This is a genomic window from Actinomyces sp. S6-Spd3 (assembly GCF_000758755.1).
In the GTDB taxonomy this organism is placed as follows: Bacteria; Actinomycetota; Actinomycetes; order Actinomycetales; family Actinomycetaceae; genus Pauljensenia.
The window spans coordinates 1-615 of the sequence record NZ_JRMV01000036.1; the positions used below are offsets into that span (position 1 = coordinate 1).

The 615-nt window shown below is 51.5% G+C and carries 1 protein-coding gene; it reads right to left on the bottom strand.

Annotation, left to right across the window (positions count from 1 at the left end):
* Positions 1–615 (bottom strand): MFS transporter (locus HMPREF1627_RS00255; RefSeq protein WP_034499842.1); only part of this gene is annotated, 615 nt, incomplete at both ends.

Sequence of the window (615 nt, forward strand, 5' to 3'; positions counted from 1 at the left end):
CGGCCAAGGACGGCAACGACATAGCCGACGATAGTAACCGGTTGCATTCGTCCAATCTTTTGCACTACCAACGGCGTTACAAGAAGACCTACGATGAGAGGAATGTTGATTGCCCACGCAAATACGCCCAGTAGGTTTGCATTACCCAGAATGTAGGTCATGAAGTAAATGCCCATGTTCAGCGTGGCGGTGAAGAACTGCATCAAGATGAAGCAAACCACAATGATCACGTAGTAACGATTTCCAAGGAGCTTAAGCGCCTCAAGGAAGCTGAGCTCGTCATCCTTCGCCGCTTCCGAGTCTCCCTCAGCCAGCTCAGTGGGGGACAGCTCCTTAACTGAAAATACAGCCAACGAGTTGGACAGGATGCCGATGATGGCGTAAATGATCGCCATGTTACGCCACGCAGCTGCATCGCCTCCCATAGCCTGTACAGCTCCAACCGTAACCGTCTGGATCGTCAGGCTCGTGCCAAAAGCGAAGATGAAGCGGATTGAACCCATCTGCACGCGCTCGGCCCTGTTCTTCGTAATAAGGGCGGTCAAAGCAGCGTAGGCGATGTTATTAGCGGTGTAGAATACTGCGTTTAACAAAGTGTAGGTGATGAAGAACCAC